12 protein-coding genes are annotated in these 20,046 nt (G+C 67.6%); 3 read left to right on the forward strand and 9 right to left on the reverse strand.

Translation table 11 applies throughout. The features are described 5' to 3' along the window. The first annotated feature begins 39 nt into the window (after positions 1–39). The gene (locus tag AC069H_RS05210) at positions 40–729 is read left to right on the forward strand and encodes a FadR/GntR family transcriptional regulator (RefSeq protein ID WP_478230677.1); all 690 of its coding nucleotides are present in this window, start codon (positions 40–42) and stop codon (positions 727–729) included. Positions 730–955: 226 nt separating this feature from the next. On the opposite strand, the gene map is transcribed toward AC069H_RS05210, so the two are convergent. The 6 genes from map to dxr all read right to left on the reverse strand — a co-directional run bounded on the left by map (position 956) and on the right by dxr (position 8,422). Continuing rightward, complete coding sequence (gene map / locus AC069H_RS05215; protein WP_478230676.1) at positions 956–1,813, reverse strand: type I methionyl aminopeptidase; 858 nt, start codon at positions 1,811–1,813, stop codon at positions 956–958. A gap of 23 nt (positions 1,814–1,836) precedes the next feature. Next, positions 1,837–3,642 carry a penicillin-binding transpeptidase domain-containing protein gene (locus AC069H_RS05220; RefSeq protein ID WP_478231428.1) on the reverse strand — a complete coding sequence of 602 codons (1,806 nt, stop codon included), beginning with the start codon at positions 3,640–3,642 and terminating at the stop codon, positions 1,837–1,839. 49 nt (positions 3,643–3,691) lie between these two features. Beyond that, a complete protein-coding gene (locus tag AC069H_RS05225; protein WP_478230674.1) occupies positions 3,692–4,546 on the reverse strand; it encodes a GNAT family N-acetyltransferase in 855 nt (284 codons plus the stop codon). 155 nt (positions 4,547–4,701) lie between these two features. Next, entirely contained in the window at positions 4,702–5,853 is a 1,152-nt protein-coding gene (ispG, locus tag AC069H_RS05230; protein WP_167373562.1) for a flavodoxin-dependent (E)-4-hydroxy-3-methylbut-2-enyl-diphosphate synthase, read from the reverse strand. A 118-nt stretch (positions 5,854–5,971) separates the two neighbouring features. Beyond that, positions 5,972–7,213 (reverse strand): M50 family metallopeptidase, encoded by a 1,242-nt coding sequence (locus AC069H_RS05235; protein ID WP_478231429.1) that lies wholly within the window; start codon positions 7,211–7,213, stop codon positions 5,972–5,974. A 3-nt stretch (positions 7,214–7,216) separates the two neighbouring features. Continuing rightward, entirely contained in the window at positions 7,217–8,422 is a 1,206-nt protein-coding gene (dxr, locus tag AC069H_RS05240) for a 1-deoxy-D-xylulose-5-phosphate reductoisomerase (protein ID WP_478231430.1), read from the reverse strand. A 95-nt stretch (positions 8,423–8,517) separates the two neighbouring features. Here dxr and AC069H_RS05245 point away from each other — a divergent pair, with 95 nt between their 5' ends. Further along, a complete protein-coding gene (locus AC069H_RS05245) occupies positions 8,518–8,787 on the forward strand; it encodes a DUF2631 domain-containing protein (RefSeq protein WP_034311011.1) in 270 nt (89 codons plus the stop codon). 12 nt (positions 8,788–8,799) lie between these two features. Here the strand turns inward: AC069H_RS05245 and AC069H_RS05250 are convergent, their stop codons facing one another. Next, the gene (locus AC069H_RS05250) at positions 8,800–9,399 is read right to left on the reverse strand and encodes a hypothetical protein (protein ID WP_478231431.1); all 600 of its coding nucleotides are present in this window, start codon (positions 9,397–9,399) and stop codon (positions 8,800–8,802) included. Positions 9,400–9,489: 90 nt separating this feature from the next. Between AC069H_RS05250 and AC069H_RS05255 the strand changes: the two genes are divergently transcribed. Then, positions 9,490–10,167 carry a peptidylprolyl isomerase gene (locus tag AC069H_RS05255; RefSeq protein ID WP_478231432.1) on the forward strand — a complete coding sequence of 226 codons (678 nt, stop codon included), beginning with the start codon at positions 9,490–9,492 and terminating at the stop codon, positions 10,165–10,167. A 93-nt stretch (positions 10,168–10,260) separates the two neighbouring features. Here AC069H_RS05255 and AC069H_RS05260 read toward each other — a convergent pair whose 3' ends face one another. Further along, entirely contained in the window at positions 10,261–10,737 is a 477-nt protein-coding gene (locus tag AC069H_RS05260; RefSeq protein WP_478231433.1) for a hypothetical protein, read from the reverse strand. Continuing rightward, positions 10,738–19,965 (reverse strand): LamG-like jellyroll fold domain-containing protein, encoded by a 9,228-nt coding sequence (locus AC069H_RS05265; RefSeq protein ID WP_478231434.1) that lies wholly within the window; start codon positions 19,963–19,965, stop codon positions 10,738–10,740. Positions 19,966–20,046: the final 81 nt, after the last annotated feature.

Genomic DNA, 20,046 nt, shown 5'->3' on the forward strand with positions numbered 1-20,046 from the left:
TATCACATACATAGGATGATTGGATGAAGGGACAACGCTGTGCCATTGGCCACCACGCGCCGTGCCGGCCTGGTCGATCAGGTCATCGAGCAGCTGCGTGACGCCGTCACGCAGGGAGAATGGCCCATCGGTCAGCGGATTCCGACCGAACCGGAGCTGGCAGGGCAGCTCGGCGTCGGGCGTAACACCGTCCGCGAGGCCGTGCGCGCGCTCGCGCACACGGGGCTGCTCGAGGTCCGGCAGGGCGACGGGACCTACGTGCGGGCGACGAGCGAGGTCTCGGGCGCCATCCGGCGGTTGTGCGGTTCGGAACTGCGCGAGGTGCTGCAGGTGCGGCGCATCCTCGAGGTCGAAGGCGCCCGGCTCGCGGCCGCGTCGCGGACCGACGAGGAGGTCGCCGAGCTGAAGGCACTGCTCGAACGCCGCAACGCCGAGCTGCGCGATGGCCATTGGGAGGATTTCGCCCGCCTCGACGCGGAATTCCACTTCGCCGTCGTCCAAAGTGGACATAACACGCTGCTGACCGAGATGTACCGCGGGCTCACCGAGGTGATCACGGCCAGCGTGGCCGCCACGTCGAACGTGACGCCGGGGCGCGAGTACCTGCCGGAGATAGGGCACGAAGGCCTCGCCGAGGCCATCGCCGACCGCGACGCCGACCGGGCCGCCAGCGAGGCGTGCGGTTTCCTGGACGAGCTCCTGGCCCGCGTGGAGCAGGACGAGAGCTGACCCAAGATCCTCGCGAGCGGTAAGGGGATCTCAGGTACATACGGGGATACCGGCTGCGGTTGGTCCCGGGCCCGGTCCGTGAAGGCCTCCTTGCCTACCCTGAGGGTTGGCAAGGAGGCCTTCACTACCTCTGGGACCGGCACGCTCGTCCCACGCGCAGCAGCGGTCACATCGGTCTCGTGAGTGGTAAGGACGGTTAGAACCGTCCTTACCACTCACGAGCCGCCTAGGGCACCGTGAGGATCTCGGCGCCGTCCTCGGTCACCACGAGGGTGTGCTCGAACTGGGCCGTCCACTTCTTGTCCTTGGTGGTGACGGTCCAGTCGTCGGCCCAGATGTCGTACTCGATCGTCCCGAGGGTGATCATCGGCTCGATCGTGAAGGTCATGCCCTGCTCGATGACCGTGTCGACCGACGGTTCCTCGTAGTGCAGCACGGTCGGCGCGGTGTGGAACGCCGGGCCGACGCCGTGGCCGGTGAAGTCGCGCACGACGCCGTACCCGAACCGCTTCGCGTACGCCTCGATGACGCGGCCGATCACGTTGAGCTGCCTGCCGGGGCGGACGGCCTTGATGGCGCGCATGGTCGCCTCGCGCGTGCGCTCGACCAGCAGCCGCGCCTCCTCGGAGACGTCACCCGCCAGGAACGTCGCGTTGGTGTCGCCGTGGACGCCACCGATGAACGCGGTGACGTCGATGTTGCAGATGTCGCCGTCCTCGATCACCGTCGAGTCCGGGATGCCGTGGCAGATCACCTCGTTGAGCGAGGTGCAGCACGACTTCGGGAACGCGCGGTAGCCGAGGGTGGACGGGTACGCGTGGTTGTCCAGCAGGAACTCGTGGATCACCTTGTCGATGTCGTCGGTGGTCGCACCGGGTTTGACGGCCTTGCCGCCCACCTCGAGCGCCTGCGCCGCGATCCGGCCCGCGACGCGCATCGCCTCGATCACCTCGGGCGTGCGGACCCCGTTGCCCGTGTCGCGTTTCGGCGCCGGCCGGTCGACGTACTCGGGACGGGCGATGCTGGCGGGGACGACTCGCCTCGGCGTCTGGACGCCGGGCTTCAAGGGGGAGCGAACGGACATGAGCCCAGCCTACGACCTGACGGCTAGCCGAGCCCCGTCAGGAAGCGCTGGGCGGCCTCGACCGCGGGCTTGGACGTTCCCGCGTCGGTCGTCAGCACCGCGAAGGCCAGGTCACCGGTGTAGCCGACGAACCAGCCGTGCGAATGCGTCCCATCGCCGAACTGGGCCGTCCCGGTCTTGCCCCGCACGTCCGCCAAGGGCTTGAGCAGCGTCGCCGTGCCGTCGGTGACGACCTCACGCATCATCCCGCGCAGCGCGTCGAGCACCTCCGGCTTGATCGGCTTGCCGAGCCCGGACGACGTCGTGGCCATCCCCCGCACCAGCGTCGGCACCGGGACCTTCCCGGACTGGACCGTCGCGGTGGCGACCGCCAGCCCGAACGGACTCGTCACGACGGTCCCCTGCCCGAAGCCGTTCTCGGCCCGCTGCGCGACAGTGTTCGCCGGCGGGACCGAACCGGTGATCGTGGTCAGGCCGGGGATCACGAAGTCGGCGCCGACGCCGAGGTCGCGCGCGGCGTCGGTCAGTGCGGCGGGCGGCAGATCGGTCGCGAGTTTCGCGAACGTCGTGTTGCAGGATTTGGCGAACGCCGTGGACAGCGGGACGACGCCGAGCGCGAACTTGCCCTCGTTCGGCACGGTCCGGTTTTCGAACGTGGCCGTGCCGGGGCAGTCGACGGGGCTGTCCGCCCGCACCGAACCCGCGGTCAGCCCCGCGACGGCGGTGGCCATCTTGAACGTGGAGCCGGGCGGGAACCGGCCGGTGAGCGAGATCGCGCCCTGGGTATCGGCCGGGGCGTTCTGCGCCACTGCCAGCAGTTCGCCGGTCGACGGCTGGATCGCGACCAGCGCGGAGGCCGTCGGGACCGGCGCGAGCGCCCGCTCCGCCGAGCCCTGCGCCTTCACGCTGAGCGTGCTGACGACCGCGGGCGCGGGCTTGGGGTTCTCGGAGTGCAGGTCGATGATCTCGCCGCCGCCCGTGTCGAGCGTGACGACGCGCCAGCCCGCGGAGCCCTCCACCTGGTCTTCGACGAGCGACCGGACCGCGGGCAGCACCTGCTTGCCGAAGTTCTTGTCGTCGGGCAGCAGCCTTTCCTGCTGACTGAACCGGACGCCGGGCAGGTCGTAGATCTCGGGCTTCACCTCTTGGTAGCTGTTCGCCCGCAAGCTCACCACCGGATAGCCGGAGCCGGGTTTGAGCGTCTTCACCCCGTCGCGGATCGACTGGCCGGTCACCGACGCCTCGAACCGGTTGAGCGCCGCGCCGAGTTTGTCGGTGACGGCCACCAGATCGCCCGCCTTCGCCGGGTCGAGCACCACGCTGACGACCGTCTGCGGGCGCAGCAACGGCATCCCGTCGCGGTCCAGCACCGGCGCGAGATCCGGCGGATCGGCCTTCAGCGCGATGCTCTGCTGCGCGGCGAGCTGCGGATGGAGCGCCGTCGGCAACCAGCGCACCTTCCAGCCGTCCTGCGTGGAATGGACCTGCGCGTCGGCCTTGTACGTCCAGGTCCGGCCGCGCGGCAGCTTCCAGCTGAGCTGATAGGTCGCCGTCCCGTCGTCCGCCCCGGACGAATGCTGGACCTGCTTGTCCACGACGGTGATCGACTCGGGCGAAAGCGCTTTCCGCGCCATCTCCAGCGACGCACGCGCGGCCTCCGGCGAATCGGTGAAGGAGGCCGCGGCGGCGACGTCACCGGAAGAGAGTCCGCCGAGGAAGCCCGAGATGGCGTCTTCAGGACCGGAGTCGGCGAAGAGTCCGCACCCGGCGGCCGAGAGGCCCACCACCCCCGCGAGCACGACGACGGCGACACGACGACCTGCAGGCATGCTGCGAATCCTGCCAGCCCCGGCCCTTTCCGGCCGGACACGACACGGCCTAGAAGAGAACCGTCGCGTACTGCCCGACCTGCTGGAAGCCGATCTTGCGGTAGGCGGCGAGCGCGGGACTGTTGTAGGCGTTGACGTACAGGCTCGCCGTGCGGCCCATCCCGCGGACGAGCCTGGTCACCACCGACGCCGTCCCGGCCGTGCCGACCCCGCCGCCGCGGCGTTCCGGATGCACCCAGACGCCCTGGATCTGGCCGACCGTCGAGGACATCGCGCCGATTTCGGCCTTGAAGACGACCTCGCCGTCCTCGAACCGCGCGAACGCCCGGCCGCCGGCGATCAGCTCCGCGACGCGGGCGCGATACCCGGCGCCACCGTCGCCGTTGCGGGGATCGACGCCGACCTCTTCGATGAACATGGAGATCGCGGCCGGGAGATACCGGTCGAGTTCCTCCGGACGTACCGCGCGGACCAGCGGATCGGTGGCGACGGACGGGATCCCGTCGAGCGCCAGGAGCGGCTGGTCGTGCCGGACTTCGCGGGCGGGACCCCATTCCGGCTCCAGTTCGTCCCAGAGGCCCAGCACCTGCTCGGCCGGGCCGACCAGTGACGAACAGGTCCGCTGCCGCCGCAGGGCGCGATCGGCGAAGGAACGCAAAGCGGAGGCGTTGCCGCGCAAGGGGATCAAGTTCGGCCCGGAGAAGCACAGCCCTTGGAGCCTGCCCGCGCGAACGGGGCGGGAATCCGCGGCCCAGAGCTCACCACCGAGCCGCCAGGGGTCGAGACCCGCCGTCTCCACCCTGGCACTCACCATGCAGCTGCCGACCGGGTCTGTGGCGAGCGCGGCACGGACCGCGGGATAGTCCCGATCATCGAGCAGCCGTGCACCTGCAAGCCGCAACACCACTCCAGGGTGCCAGATCGGCGGCGTAAACGGAACGCAAGCTTCACGACACGCTGAGAGAACTTCGGCTGGTCGAGGCCACCGAGTGCAATGAAAGGCCCCTTCATCGCAAATTTTGCGATGAAGGGGCCTTTCATTGCAGTTGTCTCGACCAGTCAGCCGACGGTGACGGTGGGCTCGCCCTCACCGATCGTCTGGCCCGACTCCTCGGCGATGCGCATGGCCTCTTCGATCAGCGTCTCGACGATCGCGTGCTCGGGCACGGTCTTGATGACCTCGCCCTTGACGAAGATCTGGCCCTTGCCGTTACCCGAGGCGACACCGAGGTCGGCCTCGCGCGCCTCGCCGGGCCCGTTGACGACACAGCCCATGACCGCGACGCGCAGCGGGACCTCCATGCCCTCCAGCCCGGCGGTGACCTGCTCGGCAAGCGTGTAGACGTCCACCTGCGCGCGGCCGCACGAGGGACAGGAGACGATCTCGAGCTTGCGCTCCTTGAGGTTCAGCGACTGCAGGATCTGGATCCCGACCTTGACCTCTTCCACCGGCGGCGCGGACAGCGAAACGCGGATGGTGTCACCGATGCCCTGGCGCAGCAGCGCGCCGAAGGCCACGGCCGACTTGATGGTGCCCTGGAACGCCGGGCCCGCCTCGGTGACGCCGAGGTGCAGCGGGTAGTCGCACTGCTCGGCGAGGATCTCGTACGCGCGCACCATGACCACCGGGTCGTTGTGCTTCACGGAGATCTTCACGTCGTAGAAGTCGTGCTCGGCGAACAGCGACGCCTCCCACAGCGCCGACTCGGCCAGCGCCTCCGGGGTCGCCTTGCCGTACTTGTCCATGATCCGCTTGTCCAGCGAACCCGCGTTGACGCCGATCCGGATCGGGGTGCCGTGGTCCTTCGCGGCCCGCGCGATCTCCTTGACCTGGTCGTCGAACTTGCGGATGTTGCCCGGGTTCACCCGGACCGCCGCACAGCCCGCCTCGATCGCGGCGAAGACGTACTTCGGCTGGAAGTGGATGTCGGCGATCACCGGGATCTGCGACTTCTTCGCGATCGCGGGCAGCGCCTCGGCGTCGTCCGCGGACGGGCACGCGACGCGCACGATGTCACAGCCCGCAGCGGTCAGCTCGGCGATCTGCTGCAGGGTCGCGTTGACGTCGGAGGTGAGTGTGGTGGTCATCGACTGCACCGAAATCGGGTGCTCGCTGCCCACGCCCACCGGCCCGACCTGCAGCTGTCGGGTCTTGCGACGCTCGGAGAGAACGGGAGGAGGAAGCGCTGGCATACCTAGAGCGACAGTCACGCCTTCAAGCGTACCTACCCCGATCGGCGGACATACACGACGTCAGCCGTCACGGTGAGCAGCATTACCTGGGCAGCCCAACGGTGCTGACAGCGCGCTCCGTAACCGTCCTCCCGCGTCACTGGAACAGCTTGACCGGGTTCACGATGTCGGCGGTGACGGTGAGCAGGGTCACCGCGCCGCCGATGAAGACGAGCACCATCGTGACCGCGGACAGCTTGGTGTAGTCGACCGGTCCGCCCGCCGCCTTGCCGCGCAGTTTCCGGAACCAGTCGCGGACCCGCTCGTACCAGACGACCGCGATATGCCCGCCGTCGAGCGGGAGCAGCGGCAGCAGGTTGAACACGCCGATGAAGAAGTTCAGGCTCGCCAGCAGGAGCACGAAGATCTCCCACAGACCGCGCTCGGCGGCCTCGCCACCGATCCGGCTGGCGCCGACCACGCTGACCGGGGTGTTCGGGTCGCGCTCGCCGCCGAAGATGGAATCCACCACCGCGGGGATCCGCGACGGGAACTCGATCAGCCGCTTGGCGGTCTCGGAGAACATCGTGCCGGTGAAGGAGAACGTCGCCCCGACCGCGTCGACGGGGCCGTAGCTCAGCAGCGGCGGCGCGGTGTTCTGGATCGGCGAGGCGCCGATCATGCCGACGTCCTTGACCGTGGTGTTGTTGGAACCGTCGGCGACCAGCCGCTGCACCCTCGGCACGTCGACGGTCAGGTTCAGCCGCTGCCCGTTCCGCTCGACCACGAACGGCGTCGGACCGCTGGCGACCTGGACGGCCGCGAGCATCTCGCGCCAGGTCTTGATCGGCTTGCCCGCGACGGAGACGACCTTGTCGCCCGCCTGGAGACCGGCGGTCTTCGCGGGGGTTGGGGCGTTCGGCGGGCAGGTGGTGTCGTTCAGCTGCTCCACCGTGGTGGCCGCGCGGGCGCAGGACGTGGCGCTGATCACGGCTTCGGTGGGGGCGGCCTGCGCGGCCGGATTCGGCAGGCCCATGGTGACGGCCATCAAGTACAGGATGATGAAACCGAGGATGAAGTGCATCGCCGAGCCCGCCGACATGACGACGGTGCGCTTCCAGGTCTTGAAGCGCCACATCGCGCGCTTCGACTCTTCCGGGGTCACCTCGTCGAGCGCGGTCATGCCCGCGATGTCGCAGAACCCGCCGAGCGGGATCCACTTCATGCCGTACTCGGTCTCACCGCGACGGAAGGAGAAGATCGTCGGCCCGAAGCCGATGAAGTAGCGCCGGACCTTCATGCCGAAGGCTTTCGCCGCCCACATGTGGCCGGCCTCGTGCAGCGCGACGGACAGGCAGATGCCCAGCGCGAACAGCACGATCCCGAGAATGAAGACCACGCGCTACTTCCCCTTACCGATCAGCGCACCGGCACGCGCGCGAGCCCAGCGCTCGGCAGCTAGTACGTCATCCACGTCGCGAGGTTCACGACGCCATTCGTCGGCGGCTTCCACCACCTGGGCAATAGTGTCCACAATCGAGGTGAAGCCGGTGTTCTGTGCCAGGAAGGCGGCCACCAGTTCCTCGTTCGCCGCGTTGTAGACCGCCGGGATGCAGCCGCCGACGGTTCCGGCGTGCCTCGCCAGCTCGACGGCGGGGAACGCCTCGTTGTCCAGCGGCTCGAAGGTCCAGCTCGCGGGCTTGTCCCAGACGCACGCGGCCGCGGCGCCGGGGACGCGATCCGGCCAGTGCAGGGCCAGCGCGATCGGCAGCCGCATGTCGGGCGGGCTGGCCTGGGCGATCGTCGAGCCGTCCGCGAAGGTCACCATCGAGTGGATGATCGACTGCGGGTGAACCACCACGTCGATGCGGTCGGTCTCGATGTCGAACAGGAGCTTCGCCTCGATCAGCTCCAGTCCCTTGTTGACCAAAGTAGACGAGTTGATCGTGATGAGCGGGCCCATCGACCAGGTCGGATGCGCCATCGCCTGCTCGACGGTGACGTCGGCGAGTTCCTCGCGTTTGCGGCCACGGAAGGGGCCGCCCGACGCGGTGAGCACCAGCCGGGCGACCTCGGCTTCGCGGCCGGCGCGCAAGGCCTGGGCGATCGCGGAGTGCTCGGAGTCGACCGGGACGATCTGGCCGGGTTTGGCCGCGGCCAGCACCAGCGGTCCGCCCGCGATCAGCGATTCCTTGTTGGCCAGCGCGAGCGTGGCGCCGGTGGCGAGCGCGTGCAGGGTCGGCGGGAGCCCCTGCGAGCCGGGGAGCGCGTTGAGCACGACGTCGACCGGGGTGGCGTCGATCATCTCGACGACGGCGCCGGCCCCGGCGAAGATGCGCGGGAGCTTGAAGTCGCCGCGGTTGTAGCCGCGCTTCTGGGCCTCGGCGTACAGCGCGAGCTGCAGGTCTTCCACGGCCGTCGGCCTGCTGATCGCCACGGCGTCGACCTGGTGCGCCAGGGCCTGCGCGGCCAGCGCGGCGGGGTCGGAGCCGCCCGCGGCGATCCCGGCGACCCGGAACAGCTCCGGGTTACGGGCCGCGACGTCGAGGGCCTGGGCGCCGACCGATCCGGTCGAACCGAGCACGAGCACACTTCGCGAGGTAGTCATCGGGGCTCATTGTCGCTTGGGGCCCGTCGGGCGCGTGCAGCCAGGTGTGGGATCATTCGCGGGCAAGCGAACCATCGGGTTTTGAGGAGTTGATCGTGGCGAGCAAGGCGGTCGAAAAGCGCGGCCGGGTGGGCGTCGACACCGTTGACCCCCGCGACGAGCCGTCGGCCGAGTGGGGCTGGCACGGTTCCTTCCCGAAGGCGACGCGGATCGCGGGCTGGCTGAGCGCGATCATCCTGCTGGTGATGCTGTACGGCAACCACCACGGCTGGACCGAGAACCTGTGGCTGATCGGCCTGTCCCTGCTGCTCGTGTTCGGCCTCGTGCTGGACATCCGCAAGCAGCGCACGGCCTGGCGCAAGTAGCTCCTTCACGGCTCATCGGCCCCCGTTCTCCTTCGAGGACGGGGGCCAATTGCCGTTCCCGGCCCACAGCTCGTTGACGATCTTGACCGCGTCGCCCGCCTCGACCCCGTAGCGATGCCGGTACTTCGCCGCCGGCCGCTGGACGACCGCGGCGACCTCCCCGATGGCGACGTTGTTCCAGGAGTCGTTCGGGTAGAACTGCCGCATCACGGCGAGGAACCGGCCGGTCGCCCAGACCGGGTCGGTCCGCTGCTCGAAACTCCCCCAGCTCGCGCGCTGCTGGAAGAGCCCGACCGAGTCGCCGAGGCCGCCGTCGAGATTGGCGATACTCGACTCGACGATCACGGTGGCGATCGCGATGGCCGCCGCGCGATCGTTGAGCCCCTGTCTCTGGACGGTCTCGACGATCACTCTGGCGCACGACGTGTTGTACGGGTTCATGTAGCCGCGCATCTTGGTGGCGAGTTGCTGGTTGAGCGCTCCCGCCGTATCCGCGTCGTCGGCGGACACGCCCGTCTGGAGGCACGGCAAGGCGACGTGTTCGACCTGGTCGGGCCGGATCTCGGTGGGCGGGAGCAGGAGCAGGAGAACCGCGAGGGTCGTAGTGATCATGTGCGTGTTCTAACGGCCACGGCCACCCAGCCTGCGCGACCCGCGTGAACCGCTACCCGACGACCACTCTTTTGAGTTAGGTTCCCCCTCATGAAGCTGCGCTGGGGTGTCACCGCTGTCGTTTCCGCTCTCGCCGCCGTCGTGCTGCCCGGCGTGGCCACCGCCGCGCCCGCGTCTTCGGCGTCCCTGCCGATCGTGCGCTGCGAGTTCACGCCGACGCCCGAAAACCCCGCGGCCCGGCCAGTCCTGCGCCCGCTCCCCTTCGCGCTGACCCGCGGCACCGTCGACGTCACGTTCCGCTTCAACTACGGCCCGGTGACAGTGCGCCTGAACCGCGCCGGCGCCGCTCCGTGCGCCGTCCACAACCTGGCGAGCCTGGCGCTACAGCGCTTCTACGACCACAGCCAGTGCTGGCGCCTGACGAATTCGTCGCGCCTCGGCGTCCTGCAGTGCGGCGACATCTACGAAGCCGAGAAGGGCGGGCCGGGCTACAAGTTCCCGGACGAGGTCGACGGCACCGAGACCTACGAACGCGGCACCATCGCCATGGGCAACCAGGGCCCCGGCACCAACGGCAGCGAATTCTTCATCGTGCACTCGTTCGCGAACATCCCGAAGAACTACTCGGTGATGGGCAAGGTCGTGCGGGGCATGGAGGTGCTGGACCGGATCGTGGCGAACGGGATCATCCCGACCGATCCGAACGGCCCGCAGGACGGGCTGCCCGCGAAGCCGGTGAAGATCCAGAAGGCTACCGTCGGTTTCTGATCGTTCAGGCGTCATACCATCCGAGGTTGGCCTTACGCGTTCACCCGCAGCTCGCACTGAAATCGCTGTGACCTCACAAATAGTGACATCGGATTACCTGGCAAGCCAAGCCCTCAGGCGATCTTTTTCTTGATCCACCCGCTCGATAATATCAACCACCTCAGAAGAACCTTCCTTCTCAAACTCTCGATAGAGAATCCAGAGGCCCTCGCGAGCTCGCGCTCGACATTCATCACCCAAAGATGAGTTACCCCGAGCAATAGCTTCTCGATCAGATTCACCAGAAACCAGCTGATAGAGCAGCTCTATAACATGCGTCTTTGCCGCTTTCGTCACTCCATCCGCCAGAGCAGCCATCAGCACGGAAGTCACCGCAGGGGCTGCTTCGAACAGCTGTCCTTGAACAACAACGACGTTCTCGAGCTGCCAGTATGCCGATTCCGCCTGATCATCGGTCTCCGCTTCAATCAACGCGACAAGCACTTGAGCAGTCGCATTCGACCTATCGCCCATCACAGGGAGCAAGGACCAATCGATTCGGTTGATCTCCTTTCTTGCAATTTCACTCATCTAATCACCCTCTCGATCAGTACGATCAAACGACTTGCTCCATGGTCCCCCCTGGTCAAACAAGCCATTTTCCGGCATCTGATCCTGATTGTAACGACCTTGACACCTGACACAAGTCGGAATCTCCCTCCAATTTCCGCTGCGCCAGCCAAACGCGCGAGTGAATATTGGGGCACCCGGACCGCGGCCGATTTGACGTTCTACATCCTCTTCGGCGCACCCCGTGGGATTGGATGAGCAGCCGAGGTAGATCTTCCCTGTTACGGGATCGACGGCGCCGATGAATGTGGGGACCTTCTTACCCTTGATCTCACCTAGGCCATCTCGCTCGAGACGAGCTTGGGCAGACGCCGCCTCAAGCTCGTCCTGCGAGGGCAGGTCATCGCAGGCGAACGCCGTCCGTGAGGTACCACCGTTGAAGTCGTCCCTGACAACGCCACCGCCGCAGTTGTCCCAAGCCGACACCTGCGAAGGCAGGAGCGGCGACGGGATCGGCGCGTCGACGGTTTGAACCACCGGGTTCTTCGGGTCCAGGACCTCCTTGAGGAAGCCGTCGTAGATCGACACCAGATCCTGAACGTTGTCGAGGACTCCGGCGACCACGTTCGCCGGCAGGTTCGGTGACGACGAGATCTGCGGCCCGCTCACAAAGGGGTTCTTCGCTGCGACCGGGATCGGATCGGCGACCCGCTCCGCCTTCCTCTTCTGCTGTGCCCGCGCCCAGATACCGATCGGAGGGGGCGGGGGCGGGGGAGCGATCCACTTCGGGGGCCGAGGGCCAGGGCCAGGACCTGGGCCAGGGCCAGGGCCCGGAGGGTTGCTTCCGCTCCTCCACGAAGGATTCCAAGCCCTGTCACTGCTGGTGTCGACCCAGTAGCCAAGGCGGCCGCTACCGGCATAGCAGTCCCGGAAACCGAAGCCGCACCCCGCTCGCCACGCCTCTCGAGTGGTCGTAGCACAACGATTGCCTGCCGCATCTCGGAACTCACAAGACGGTCCGGCGGCCGGGACATCCCAGAGGAAGTTGTAGGCATTGCCGATCCATCCGCCGAGCCGGGACGCGAACCGGCCCGCTCCCTTCCAGGGGTTGTACGCCGGCGGCGCTGCTACCGGAGCCGGAGCCGGGGGCGCGGGAGCGACCACGCGGTGTCCGTCCGGGTCGATTCCATTGAGCGAATCGGCGTTCCCGTACGTATAGCGGTTCGCTCCCACCGAAGGAGTGACCGGCAGGGAAATACTGTCCCGTGCGTTGAAGGTCCCCGAGCCCGGTGAGTACCACCGCGCCCCCATGTCGACCGAACCGGTGCTCGGATCCGTGTAGTCCGACTGGAAACCCAGCGCGCTCGAGACACCGTTGGACGCGGTCTTCCCGCCGAACGGGTCGAAGGTCGCCGAGCCGGCCAGGACTCCCGCGGACGCGTCGAGCATGCCGACGACGTCCGAGTGCTGGTCGGTCAGCGTGAGCTGCGCAGCGCCGTCCGGCGAGCGCTGGGACAGCACGCCGTCGCCGGCCCCGCGGGCGAAGGCCGACGAGCCGTCCGAGACCAGGTCGAGGCTCAACCCGTCGTAGGACAACGCCGCACCGTTTCGCGACGAAGTGCGGTCGAGGCCGTCGTATTCGTAGCTGACACTGCCCTGTTTGACCGCACGGTCGAAGCCGTCGAATCCGGATTGGACGGTTCCGGCCGGACCGGTTCGCGAGACCAGAGTTCCCCGCGGGCTCCACGAGAAGCCTTCGGCGCCCTGGGTCAGCTGACGGTTCCGCTCGTCGAAGGTCGACGTCTGGTCTCCGACCTTGATCCTGTTGCCCGAGTCGTCCCAGCCGTAGCCGACGGTCGTTCCGCCGGCACTCCACGACTTCAAGCGGCCGGCGTGGTCGTAGGCGTAGGTGTTCTCCGCGGCGCCCGCAAAGCCGACCGTCTTCTTCGCTGTCAGCCGGTCGTTGAGGTCGTAACCGTAGGTCAGCGACGCCACGGGCTTGCCGTCCGCGCCCTTCAGCTCGTCCTTGGAATGACGGCCGAAATCGTCATAGCCGTACGTCCGCACGCGTCCCGAGCCGTAGTCGAGGCTGGCCACCTTCCCCGCGTCGTCGTAACCGACCGTCTGCTTGACACCGGTCAGTCCGTCCTGCTGGGTATCGAGGCGCCCCTTCGTATAGGTGAAGACCGCGGTTCCGGCGACGTCGACCCGCTTGGCCAGCCGTCCGCTGTCGTCGTAGCCGTACGTCGACGTGCCGGTCGTCGGCCCGGTGCTGGTGAGCAGATCGCCACGATCGTTGTAGGTGAACGTCTTTTCCCCACCGGGCGTGTCGACGCCCAGCAACCTTCCCGCCAGGTCGAACCGCTGTTTGCGTTCCGTCGTCGCTTGTTCGGCACCTGTCGCGGTCTCGGACTTCAGCCTGCCGAGCGTGTCGAACACGGGTCGCCGGACGACGTCGCCCGGCGCCCGGACCGAGGCCGGCTTGCCGCCCAGGTCGTAGGACGTCGTCCACGTGCGATCCGCAGCCGCGGGATGCGCCTGTGTCGCGGGCTCGATGACCGATTCCGGCAGTCCCAGCGAGTTGTACGTCTGGTAGGTCGCGTTGCCCCGGCCGTCCGTGATTCGCGTGCGGTTCCCGGCGGCGTCGTAACCGAAGCTCGTCGTGATGGTCGCCGATTCGGAGACCGGTTCCTGCTGCTTGACGAGCAGGCCCCGGCTGTCGTATTCGAAACGGGTCGTGCGACCGAGAGCGTCGGACACGGACACCTGGTTACCGTCAGCGTCGTAAGCCGCCGCCGTCTTGCGCAGGATCCGCTCTTCCGGCGAAAGGCTGTAGACGCCCGTCGCACGGCCTACCTGGTCGTAGCTGACGTACTCGGTGCGGCCGTGCCCGTCGGACTCCCGGACCTGTCGTCCCGCGAGGTCGTAGCCGTGTCGCGACACCACTCCGGCGGGGTCGGTCGCCTTGATCCGCTGACCGAGCACGTCGTACTCGTAAGCGGTGAGCTCTCCGGTCGGGGAGGTCACCGACCGGAGGTTGCCGGAGTCGTCGTAACGCAGCTTCGTGACGAAAGCGGCGGGGTCGGGACGCCGTTCCAAACGTGTCGCGGTGACCTTGCGGCCCAGGTCGTCGTAGGTCGCCTCGACCCGCGACAGGGTGGGATCGGTCGCCGAGAGCATTTCCCCTTCGGTCGTGTAGCCGTACTTCCAGACGCCACCAGGGCGGTCGCCCGCCTCGGGGTCCGGGTCGATCCGCTCCACCGGACGGTTCAGCTGGTCATAGCGGTACCGGGTGACGGCGCCGAGAGGATCGGTCTGCGCCAGCAGATTGCCCAAGGCGTCGTACTGCCGTTTCGAGACCGCCTTCGCCGCGGCGGAGTCTCCCGGCTTGCGGTAATCCGCCGACGTCGCCTGGATCATCCGGCCGAGCCGGTCGTACGAGTTCGTCACGACGTTGCCGTTCGGATCCCGGGTCTCGGTCACCTCGCCGAAGGTGTTGTAGCCCGAGGTGCTCTGCGGACGCGTCGTGGCGGCCGCAGAACCCGCGGTCTCCGCGGAAACCGGTGCGAGCGTGGTGACGGACAACCGCCCCACCTTGTCGTAGACCAGGTTGGTGGTGAACCTTGCCGCGTCCGCACCGGAGACATTCCCCCGCGGTGCCGTGACCGAGGTGACCGATCCACGCTGGTCGTAGGCGACGGTGGTGGTGAGCTTCTCCGTCAGGCTCTTCGTCACCGATGTGCTGGTCTGGCGGCCCGCCGCGTCGTAGCGGAACTCGGTCGTCTCCTGGTTCCCCAGGTCCAGTCTCGTGCTGTTCGAACTCTGTCCGGTGTGGACGACCTTTTCGACGTCGCCGCCCGATCCGTAGGTCCAGGCGATCCGGTTGGCGAGGCCGGTCGGGTCGACCGTCTTGGCGACGCCTCTTCCCGCGGCGTCGTATTCGTACGTGGTGACCCGGCCGCCGGGCTCCACGAGCTTGGTCTTCTGCCCCGCGGCGTCGTAGCCGAACTCCTGCAGCGTGATGTCACGCTTGGGCGCGCTGGGGTTGAACGGATCGCTCACGTTGTGCGCGATCACTTTCCAGGGCTTCCCGTCGCCGAAGTACTGGTAGCGGGTGGTACGGCCCATCGAGTCGGTCTCGCGGACTCTCCGCCCGGCCAGGTCATAGCCGTACGAGGCGAGAACCAAAGTGGGCGAAGAGGACGTGTCGCCCTCTCCGTCGGTGTCGCCACCTTCGCCACCCGGGTCCGTCGCCTGGCCGTGCCAGGACCGCAACCGGACCTCGGCGAGCGCGTTGCGCGCCGTGTACCCGTACTCGTACTTGTTTCCAGCGGGGTCGACCATCCACATCTTGTTGCCGAAGTGGTCGTATCCGAAGTGGGTCGTCCCACCCTCAGCGTCGGTCACCTGGTTCTGCCGGCCGAAGGCGTCGTTGCCGAACGTCGTGACCCTGCTTGGATCCCCGCCGGTCAGGTCCTTGGTCTCCGTACGGATGACGCTGCCGTCGGCGTCATAGGCGGTCAGTGTCTGCGCGGTGTGCGTCACACCGGTGATCGGATTCGTCACTCCCGGACCGGTCACGGAGACCGGCTTCGAGCGCGCGTCGTAGGCGTAGGTGGTCGTCGATCCACTCGGATCCGCGTCGCTGACCACGGTTTCGGTCTTCTTGCGACCGAGGACGTCGTAGGTGTAGGACGTGCTCAGCCCCGCCGGGTCGACGACCTTCGCCAGGTCGCCGTTGCGGAAGTACGAATAGGCCGTCACTCCGCCGCGCGGATCCGTGGTCTTGAGCAGCGAGCCCGCGGGAACGTTGCCCCCGCCCACCGCCGCCTCTGACCCATTCGCGTATTCGTGCCGCGTGACCTCACCGGCGGCGTTGGTTTCGGTCGTCAGCAACCCACGAACACCCAGGTCCGTGTACGCGTAGTTCGTCGCGAAGGTCGCATCCGAGCTGCTCGCGGAACGCGCGTCCCTGGAGATCAGGAGCTTGTCGTTGCGCGGGTCCGTGACGTCCGCCGAGTTCAGGTAGTAGCTGTAGTAGGCGGTCTGGCAGTCCCCAGGCGCCACCCGGCAGGTCTTCCTCGCGACGACGTTGCCACGCTCGTCGTTGGTGAGCACCAGGACGTTGCCGAGCTCGTCACCGATGGTGGTCTGGAATCCCTTTTCGTCGTAGTCGTAGGTGCGAACCCCTTGACCGTTGACGGGTCCACCGACCCAGGTTCCGTCACCGCCTACCGGTCCACCGCAATACGAGGGGTCGCCCGGTGTCGGCGGCGCACTCGGATCACAGGGAACCGGGTCCGGCGGCAACGGCTTTCCGCCGGAATCCCGCTTGTCCTCCTGCCGGAGCCCCTGGCCCAGCGGGGCGACGTAGCGGAGGATGCGGCCGCGAACCGGGTCGTAGTCGTAGAAGTGCAACCGGTTCGCCGGATCCGCCACCTGAGTGGTCCGGATCAGGTTGGTCTCGGTCCCGGTGACGACGGGGCGGCCGAGGCGCCAGCGTCCGCCGTCCCGGTCGACGACCTCGGAGAGCCGGTCCGCCGCGGCGTCGTAGCTCAGCTGGGCGGCCACCCTGCCCGTGGGCAAAGTGATCTTGGAGAGGTAGCTCGCGCCCGTACGCGCTTGGTAATGGGCCGCCGCGGTCGTCGGCCCGACCGGGTACTCGTAGAAGGCGACTTCGTCGATCTGGCCGGAGAAAAAGCGGCGTGCGTCGGTGCCCCAGGCCGGCCAGGCGGACGGCGGAACCGTGTAGGCCGCGCCGATCTGGTTGTAGACGACGTCGTCATGCGAGATCTCGCCCTGGACCGAACCGGCTTTCTGCCCGTCGAGGTACAAGGTCTGCGTGGCGAGCGAGCCGGAAAGCACGACGTGATGCCAGCGATCGTCGTTCACCACCGTGGCCGAGGTGATCGGCGCGGCCGCGCCGTTCCAGAACTGCCCGCGCAACTTTCCGTCGGTGCCGACGTACAGCACCGGCACGGCACCGGATGGCGTGCCGCTGATCGGCGCCTTCTGGTACCCGAAGAGCGGGCCACCCGTCGTGGTCTTGAACCACAGTTCGACCGCGAGATCACGGTTCTTGCGGACCATTCCGTCCGGCAGCGTGACCACGGAGGACGTTCCGTTGAACGAAGCCGCCGTGTTCGCCCCATCGGTCAACGGACCCGGCTGACCCAGGACGACGTCCTTGTAGGTCCCGTTGTCCTTGCCGAGCTTGAGCCCGTTCTCACTGGCCGCGGTGGTACCCGCGGACTCTCCCAGCCGCCAGTACGACGACGGCCGCGAGTCCACGACGGAACTCCGGTAGTGGGAACCCGCCGTGTAGTCGTAACCGGTGCAGCCGCCGTCGGGATCGCAGACCTTGGTGAGGCGATCGCCGTCGTAGGTGTAGTTCCAGGTGAGCTGCTTCCCGTCGATCGGATCGGTGCTGACCGACGTGACGTGGCTTCCGGTCCAGCCGAAGTACAGGATCCGGTCGCTCGTGCGGCTGATCGCTCGCCGAAGTTGTTCGGGTGTCCCGTAATCGAGCTCGATGTGGTTGCCGGCGTGGTCGTAGATCTCGATGAGCCTGCCGTCCGGCCTGAACCGGTACAACGTCGCCGATTTGTCGGTCAGCACCCAGCCGCCGCCCGCGGCTTCGACCTCGATGCGGAAGTTCGCCTGCCGCCCGGGTGGCGGCGCGAACGTACCGTCGTGGTTCCGTCCGAATCTGACCTGCTGGCCATCCGGATAGGTGACGACCACGTTTCCGGAGCCGTCGCCGTCAGGGACGACCTTCATGTCGTACCGCGTCGACCACCCTGCCCCGAAGAGCAGATCCTTGCGGGGATCGAGGCTGTTGTAGGTCCGTCCGACGGTCAGCTCCGGCCCCTTCACCTGCAGGGCCGCGTCGATGGCGCTGGTGAAGTAGTTCCCGGTCTGCGGATCGAAGTCACGCTGTGCGCCGCTGTAGGGCGCGTTGGACAGATGCGAGGTGATCTCCGGCTGCGGCACCGCCGTCAGCAGGTGGCTCGGCGGGAGCTTCTGACTCTCGGAGTTCCCGTCGAAGGCGAAGGCCCGCCACTGATAGTCCTTGCTCCACCTCAGCCCACCGACCGGGACCGTCCAGGTCCGCTTCGTCACGTAGCCCGAGTCCACACAGGACACACCGGTGAGCGTGCCGTCGGGTTTCGGCACGTATTTTTCGCACACCTCGAAGCGGTACTTCAGGGTCGACGAGACCGGAGCGTCGACATCGACGGCGTCGACCCACAGCTGCGGGGTCAGGGTCTGCGAAGAGAAACCGTTGGGCGGGTATTGCGCCTTCACGATCGGCGGGACGTCGAAAACGGTCATCGCCAGCCGTGTCGGCGGGATCTGTTCGTCCGTGAACCAAGCGCCGCCGCGGCGCAGCATGCTGAAGTCGAAGAAGTAGTCGCCCACATCGATCGCCTTGATGGTCGCGTCAAGGGTGACCGAATCGCCACGGGGGACGTCGCGGGGCAACGAAGCGGCTTCGATGGCGCCGACCGGCGCACCCGCCTTGGTGAACACGCGATAACCGAGCGCGAAGTTCGCGGCGGTCCAGGTGTCCGCGCCGCGGTTGGTGACGGTGATCTTGACCTTGCCGCTCTGCACACGCGTCACCGGCGGCTCGGGCACCCCGCGATCGACCCGGTATTCGGCGTCGTAGGCGGAATGGGTGACGAACAGGCGGGGCGGATTGGCGGTGCGGTTACCCGTGAACTTCTTCCATCCGAAGCGATCCGTCTCCGACGCGCGCACTGTCAGGCCGTAGTTGGGCTGCGCGCCCGTGACCCACCGCTGCACCAGATCACGCCCCGCGACGCCGAGCGGGATCAGCTCGGTCGCGGACGGACAGCTCGAAGCGTGTTGATAGAGACCGATATACCCGTGTGCGAAAGACTCTTGTGCGAGAGCGGCGCCGTGGGCGGGGCCGGGGAAAGCACTCGACGTGTTCCAGGGCGCGATGACGTCGTGCACGGTGACCGGCCTCGGCTGGCAGGACCACGACCAGCTGCTCTTGAGCGTCAGCTGCGCGCCCAGGATCTTGTGGTTGCGCAGACGGTTCTCGACGCCTCCGAACGACAGATAACTGGCGGCCTTGGAGGAGCCGTTGGTGCCGACCTTGAGCTCCGTCCCGCCATCGATCCGCGAACCGCTCTGGAAGACCGCGCCACCGTCCGACACCGTCGTGTCGACGCTGGGGTCGACCTCGACCGGGAACTTGCGTGCCGGATCCCGGAGCCAGGTGGCGTCGAGATCCACTCGCAGCACCGTCCCGCCATCGCGTTCCAGCAGCCGATAGGTGACGCCCTCGGATCTTGTCTGTTCACCGGTCTCGGGATCGGTCCGTGAATCGACCATGAAGCCGGCCGGAATCCGGGCCCTTTCCCGGTCCTCCGCATCGAGCAGCACGACGTCCCCACCCGCCAGCGACGCTCGAAGCCCCTTGAGACGCAAAGGAAATTCCCAGCTCGTCGGCGCGTTCGCCGATTTGAGGACGAGGGTTTCCTTGACCCCGCCGGGAACGACGTCGAATCTGACGTCCGATTCGGGTCGCACCGATGGGTAGACGACCCGACTGCCGGACGCGGCGCCCCCCTGGCGCGCGGCGTCCGAGAGGCCGAAACCGAACTGGTGTTCATCGTCGATGCGAACATCGACCAGCCCGTCCGCCGACACCGCCGAAGCGAAGTTCAGCGCCACGCTGTCCCCGCCGTTGCGCCAGCCTTCGTTCCGCTCGCGCGGGACGAGCGCCGTGTCGATCGGCCGGTAGGTGCCGTCCGGCGCACGGTAGTTGATCGCCTCGTCACCGAACTCCGTGGTCAGCGTGCCGTCGGCGTTGGCGAACGTCCGATCCGTCGCCGTCCGGCGATCCGGCAGCTCCCTGCTGGTCTTCTCGTCGAAACCCCGGACCTGCGCGGTGACCGGTTCGACCTTGACCGCATTCTCCCGGACGTTCTCCGTGCCGGCGGCGATCGGCGGGTACTTCGCCTGCAAGGACTTCGCTGCCGCGACATTGGCCGGACCACCGGCCTCCGGCTCACCGGACGCCGCGTCCCCCTGCTCTTGGCGTGGCGACAACGCCATCGCCTGCTGCAGCAACTCGGCGTCGGAAAGGCCGGACGCGCCGTACCGGGTGGCGGGCCCGAGCAATCCGGCCACGAGCGCGACGGTCAAGCCGAGCAGGCCGATCCTGCTCAGCAGACCGGTTCCCCGTGTGCTGTCCCGGTGCGAAAAAGACATGGGTAGACCCGTCCTCGTGAGGTGAAGTCACTGCAGGGATGGAAAAGTGGCGGTTTCGCCCGGGTGCGGCCGGAATCTCTC

This window comes from Amycolatopsis sp. NPDC043887 (assembly GCF_056435665.1).